Genomic DNA, 5,099 nt, shown 5'->3' with positions numbered 1-5,099 from the left:
GATCCTCGACGACATCCCGAACAAGGTGCGTGACCGAAGGCGCCACTTCACGCCGCAGGAGGACCAGCTCATCCTCGCGGCGTGGCCGACGAAGACGAAAGAAGGCATCGCCAGGAAGCTCGGGTGTGCTGTCAACACCCTACGGGATCGCTACCGTGAGCTGACGGGGGGAAAATGAATGCACGGAAGATCGTACCGTGGGCCATCGCCGGGGCCGTCGTCCTCGGCCTGGCGATCGCGCTGGCGGTGCAGAGCTCTCGCGTGGTCCGCCTGCGTGGCGATAACGTGGCTCTGTCTGGCAAGCTTTCCGCTCTCGGCACAGAGCTCGCCGCTACCATCGCGGATTGGAGCGGCAGACTACACGACGTTTCGGGCCGACTGCGAGACAGTCAGGCTGCAGCTGGAGAGCTACGAGACCGTCTTGAAGCTGGCGCTCGGCGTGAACGAGAGTATATCCGAGGAGCTGAGGAAAGCGCAGCTCGAATTGCAGAGCTACAAGGCCAGCTCGACGCAATCCTACAGCGACCTCTTGACGCGAGTGGCGACGCTCGAGCGGCAGTTGAGCGAATCGAACGCTTCGGTGAACGAGCTGCAATCGCGCTTGGACTCGAAGGCGCAGGAGTACCAGGAGAAGCTGCGGGAGGCGTCAGCGCAGGCGAAGCGCCTCGAGCGGAGCCGTAACGGCTGGCGGGCCGGCGCGATCGCGGCTATCGCTGCGGCCGTGGGCGCCGGGATCTGGGCGGCGATGAAGTAGGCTTGTCGCTCGCCGGGATCCGCTGGATGGTCTTGCACCCGCGGATGAACCAGTCGACGCTCGATCGGATGATCGCCAGGAAGAACGTCAGGACCGCCGCGTGCTGCAGGACCTCGAACCAGTCGCCCCGGGCGGCCACCGTGTCCCAGATCGTCACTAACTCGTCGAGCGCGTTCCGCGCACCATAGTACAGGCCGAAGGGCGAGAGGATCAGCTCAAGGATGCGGGCCCAGTCGCGCCGGCGGACCCGGCGGGAAGGCTTCTCGGAACCCCAGAACAGGATGTCAAGCCGGCGGATGAACGGGTGCGTTTCTTTCTGCATGCGTCGCGAGGTGCAAGGTTACCATGGCGAGCCAGGGGCTTGCAAGCAGGCAGAGGGCGAAGTAGGCTCCCCAGGAGAAGCCACGGCGGCGCGCGACGGACGCTACGACGAACGAAAGCGCGATCCAGAGAAGAAGCGGGAGCAGGTACATGCCGAACCCCCTGTGTCTCTGATGGCTGACCCTCCAGGGAAAGTATAGCACGTCGGGAGGCCGAGCGCACGGGGAAACCGGCGACCTTTCTTGGCCTACTTTATATGTCCAATATCTCTACAGGGCCGACCACAGAAAAATATTCGTCTCGCAGGCAAATAAATATTGACAACTGGCCCGGAAGGGTGTATAAAAGAAGTGTGATCACTTCCGATAATACATACTTGAGTCCAATTCAAACCTGCCGGAAGTGGTCACAGGGGGTAACCTGTGATCAGTCAATGGGAGGGGAGAAGGGGGCCGCACCGTGGCAATCTCTCCCACATCCGAGGAGCTTCTAAGAACCTACACGGAGAAGCTCCTGTCGGAGTTCGAGAGCAGATCGGCAATCGTGTTTTACGATTTGTCGATCGGGTTGCAGAACCGCATCACGAAAGAGATGAGAATCCTCACAAAGTATATTTGGCAGATCATGAACAGGGTCTCAGCCTTGGAGATCCCGCATGATCAAAATCAGAACGTACAAGATGTCTCGTCGGGGGGATCGTGGGTCAGTTCTCTCCCTGCCCGCCGTGTGGGTTCACGACCTCGGTATCCAACCAGGCGATCAGCTTGATGTCTATCGAGATGAGCTAGACAGGCTCATTATAGTCGCCCCGGGGAAGTCGACCGAAACTCGATCGGCTGGCCATTTGCGCCGCGCGATGGAGCGGACCGGCTATGGCGGCGAGTAGGAAAGCCGCCGTGGGAAGGGAAGTCGACGCCCTGATCCGGGTATCGGAAGGAACCCGGATGCTCACCGAGGCGAAGAGCGCCTTCGAGGCGATAAAGATCGCCGAGGCCGCCGAGGCATATCGCTACGCGATGAAGGTGGCGGGTGCCAGCGACGAGGCGCAGCGGCAAGCGGCAGAGCTGAAGCTGCGCGCCGAGCGCCGGGCCGGCGAGTTGCTTCGGAAAAGTGAGAAAGCTACCGGCGCACGCCAGCCAGGTACCGCTCGCGGCACGACGCGGTCCGAGGATGCGACCGCGTCATACTCCGAGCAGGGGATCGACAAGCGCGTCGCAGCCAGGTGCCAGAAGATCGCAAGCATACCCGATGAGAAGTTCGAGGAGTTCCTGTCGGTTGCTGACGAGGTTACGACCGCCGGCGCGATGCGGATCGCCCGAGAGATCGACAGGTTCACCGAACCATCAGAAACGCCCGACCTGCCAGATCACAAATTCCGCGTCCTCTATGCTGACCCGCCATGGCAGTATGGCAACGCTCAGCACAGCACCGAAGAGCAAGACACCACACTACAAAACCACTATCCCGTCATGGCGGACGAGGAGCTGCTGGCCCTCGAGGTGGAAAGCATCGCCGATGATGATGCGGTGCTGTTCTGTTGGGCGACCTCGCCGCGCCTTCCGTTCGCTCTGGACCTGATACGTGCGTGGGGTTTTGCCTACAAGTCGCTTTTCGTGTGGGACAAAATCAAGCACAACGTCGGGTACTACAACAGCGTTCGGCACGAGTTCCTGCTCATATGTACCCGCGGCTCGTGCTTGCCGGACAATAAGCAGCTCCATGACAGCGTTGTAAGCATTGAGCGCACGGACCACTCCGTAAAACCCCCATATTTCCGCGAGCTGATCGACCGCATGTACCCGAACGGCCGACGCATCGAGCTGTTCGCGCGAGGAAGTCTTCCTGCCCACTGGGATGCCTGGGGGAACGAGTCATGAGCAGGAACGAGCGCGAGTGGGCTCTGGCTGACAGGTTTTCAGAGTTCGCCGACGAGTACATCTATCCCTCGCGATGGCCGAGGGCCAGGATAGAGAAGATCGCCGATCGCGATTCGCAAAGAACGGACGGGGACAAGCGGCTCGTACTCCCCGAGGCGACATACTGTGTTGATGAGAAAGCCTACTCCACCTTGTGGGATGGGTGCCTGGTTGAGCTTATCCAAGATGTGCCCACGAAAAACATGGGCTGGTTCTACGACCTCGAACGTTGCGACTACCTGATCTGCGGTTACTACATCGATTCCTCGCCTCGGCCCGCTGTTGTCTACAAAGTCATCTGGGACGAGTTGAAGGCGAGATACGTCGAGCTCGCCATCGCCAAGGCGCAGGGCATTCGTCTCCTCCACTCGCCGCGCGGGTACGGGCTGACGGTGTTCGCGAAGATACCGTGGGGAGACCTGACCGGGATATGTGAAACGCTCTATCGCGACGAAGACCTGATGCGCAATCGCTATCAACTGGGAGGTGCCGCGTGATCCACCGCTGCGCGTGGTGCGGGAAGGAAACGACTGCCGAGGACGGGGTCGCTCCCGTGGGCGCGGTGAGCGACGGCATCTGCGAGGACTGTCGCGAGCGGTTCTTCCCCGGGGTGTCCGCGGGGGACCCTCGCGCGGCTCGGCTCAACCTTGGAGGTGAGGCATGAACATCGGTGCTCTCGCCCTCTCGGGCTGGCTTCTGCTGGGCTTGCTGCCCCGGGGCGGCCTCGCGGTCTACGACCCGCCGGCATACGCCGACGTGGGCGGCAGCTACCTCGTGGAGATCGGCGCGGAGGCGTCCTGGGGTCCGCTGTTCGCCGGCGGCTCGATGCAGGTGCCGGTGTGGCAGATCGCGGGGCAGCTGAACTTCTGGCCGACCCAGCTCGTCTCGACCACGGACATCGGCCTCGAGTTCGGCCCCGCGCGCCTCGGGTGGCGACACACCTGCGCGCACCCCGTCACCCCCTATCTGGTCATGTGGCGCGACGGGCAGCTCACCCCACGTTGGGATTCGGCATACGACCTCATCTACCTGCGCCTAGAGGCCGGAGGCAAGTGGTGAACGTTCTGAAGGCACTGGGAGGCGGCCTGGCCTGCGTGGTGGCGGGATATGTAGTCCTGTCGCTGGTCGGGGCGGTGTTCATCGGCGCGCTGAAAGACAGGGCGCGGAGGAACCACGAAAGGAGGCATGAGGCGGATCGCACACCGCCACGGCTGGGGATGTAGGGGCCGCGGCGCCCGTCGCTGACGAGCGCTGCGGTCCTCGGCAGCGGCCGGGACTTGGCGCCAACCACACCCGGCCGACTGCCTTTCGAGCCCCCCTCGCGGGGGGGAAGGAGGACCGCATGAGTACTATCCAAGAAAACGAGGCGGCCATCAAGTTGGCGATGCCGCCGGTCATCTACGAGCGGATGCGCAAGACCATCGACGATCTGCTCGTCACCCTTCGCTCGGCATACGCGAACGGTCTCGGCAACGAGAGCGAGCTGCACCGCGCGGAGCGCCTTACGGCCGTGTTGTCGGCCGACTTCTACAGCATCGAGGTACTTCCCGAGCCGCCCGAACCGCGGCACCACGCGCTGCGCTACCGGTTCCAGGACTACGAGAACGGGCGCCCCTCGGGCCCGGCGCTGCTCGTGGACTATCGCGTGGCCCCGCGCGAGCTCCAGATCCTGCGGATCATCACGGAGAGGCCCTATGTCGACCTGAGCGGGTACGAGACCGATCTGCTCGGGGTCCTCGATGAATCCCTCATCGACGCAATCCGCCACGCGATCAGGAAGCACGAGGACATGCTGAAGGCGGAAGCGGAGGACGACGGCCGCCACGGTTACCTCGCGGACCGCAGGCACGACGAGAAGGTCGACCGGAAGCTCGAGGAGCGCATCCCGGTCCGCGGAGGTACGGCATGAGCATCATCTACCTATGGGATAACACGCAGGGATGGCATCATCACAACACGGACGATGTCGGGGTGTTGAAGGAGCATGGGGTTTCCATCGGCGCCCGCGCGTCCATCGGCGACGGCGCGTCCATCGGCTACGGCGCGTCCATCGGCGACGGCGCGTCCATCGGCTACGGCGCGTCCATCGGCGACGGCGCGTCCATCGG

The 5,099-nt window shown here is 63.0% G+C and carries 9 protein-coding genes; 8 read left to right on the top strand and 1 reads right to left on the bottom strand.

Features of this window, described 5'->3' with window-relative positions:
* Positions 1-274: 274 nt before the first annotated feature.
* Positions 275-754, top strand: coding sequence for a hypothetical protein (locus WC683_19470; protein ID MFA4974786.1), 480 nt, complete (start codon positions 275-277; stop codon positions 752-754).
* On the opposite strand, the gene WC683_19465 is transcribed toward WC683_19470, so the two are convergent.
* A complete protein-coding gene (locus tag WC683_19465; protein MFA4974785.1) occupies positions 708-1,076 on the bottom strand; it encodes a hypothetical protein in 369 nt (122 codons plus the stop codon). The genes WC683_19470 and WC683_19465 overlap by 47 nt on opposite strands.
* Positions 1,077-1,947: 871 nt before the next feature.
* Between WC683_19465 and WC683_19460 the strand changes: the two genes are divergently transcribed.
* The 7 genes from WC683_19460 to WC683_19430 form a co-directional block, all read left to right on the top strand.
* Positions 1,948-2,952 (top strand): MT-A70 family methyltransferase, encoded by a 1,005-nt coding sequence (locus WC683_19460; protein ID MFA4974784.1) that lies wholly within the window; start codon positions 1,948-1,950, stop codon positions 2,950-2,952.
* Positions 2,949-3,488: a hypothetical protein gene (locus WC683_19455; GenBank protein MFA4974783.1), complete on the top strand. Its 540-nt coding sequence runs from the start codon at positions 2,949-2,951 to the stop codon at positions 3,486-3,488. The genes WC683_19460 and WC683_19455 overlap by 4 nt, the downstream gene beginning before the upstream one ends.
* Positions 3,485-3,655 carry a hypothetical protein gene (locus WC683_19450; GenBank protein MFA4974782.1) on the top strand — a complete coding sequence of 57 codons (171 nt, stop codon included), beginning with the start codon at positions 3,485-3,487 and terminating at the stop codon, positions 3,653-3,655. The genes WC683_19455 and WC683_19450 overlap by 4 nt, the downstream gene beginning before the upstream one ends.
* Positions 3,652-4,050, top strand: a complete 399-nt coding sequence (locus WC683_19445; GenBank protein ID MFA4974781.1) for a hypothetical protein — start codon at positions 3,652-3,654, stop codon at positions 4,048-4,050. The genes WC683_19450 and WC683_19445 overlap by 4 nt, the downstream gene beginning before the upstream one ends.
* The gene (locus tag WC683_19440) at positions 4,047-4,214 is read left to right on the top strand and encodes a hypothetical protein (protein ID MFA4974780.1); all 168 of its coding nucleotides are present in this window, start codon (positions 4,047-4,049) and stop codon (positions 4,212-4,214) included. The genes WC683_19445 and WC683_19440 overlap by 4 nt, the downstream gene beginning before the upstream one ends.
* A gap of 119 nt (positions 4,215-4,333) precedes the next feature.
* Entirely contained in the window at positions 4,334-4,900 is a 567-nt protein-coding gene (locus tag WC683_19435; protein MFA4974779.1) for a hypothetical protein, read from the top strand.
* Positions 4,897-5,099: hypothetical protein (locus WC683_19430; protein MFA4974778.1), on the top strand; the 203-nt coding region annotated here is incomplete at its 3' end. The genes WC683_19435 and WC683_19430, both read left to right, overlap by 4 nt.

Source organism: bacterium, assembly GCA_041648665.1.
In the GTDB taxonomy this organism is placed as follows: domain Bacteria; phylum UBA10199; class UBA10199; order 2-02-FULL-44-16; family JAAZCA01; genus JAFGMW01.
The sequence above is the reverse complement of the archived record's forward strand: the minus strand, read 5'-3'. Positions and strand labels throughout refer to the sequence as shown.

Coding starts and splice junctions, on each gene's coding strand:
- WC683_19465 (MFA4974785.1), bottom strand. CDS start 1,076: ATGCAGAAAGAAACGCACCCGTTCATCCGCCGGCTTGACATCCTGTTC.
- WC683_19460 (MFA4974784.1), top strand. CDS start 1,948: ATGGCGGCGAGTAGGAAAGCCGCCGTGGGAAGGGAAGTCGACGCCCTG.
- WC683_19455 (MFA4974783.1), top strand. CDS start 2,949: ATGAGCAGGAACGAGCGCGAGTGGGCTCTGGCTGACAGGTTTTCAGAG.
- WC683_19445 (MFA4974781.1), top strand. CDS start 3,652: ATGAACATCGGTGCTCTCGCCCTCTCGGGCTGGCTTCTGCTGGGCTTG.
- WC683_19435 (MFA4974779.1), top strand. CDS start 4,334: ATGAGTACTATCCAAGAAAACGAGGCGGCCATCAAGTTGGCGATGCCG.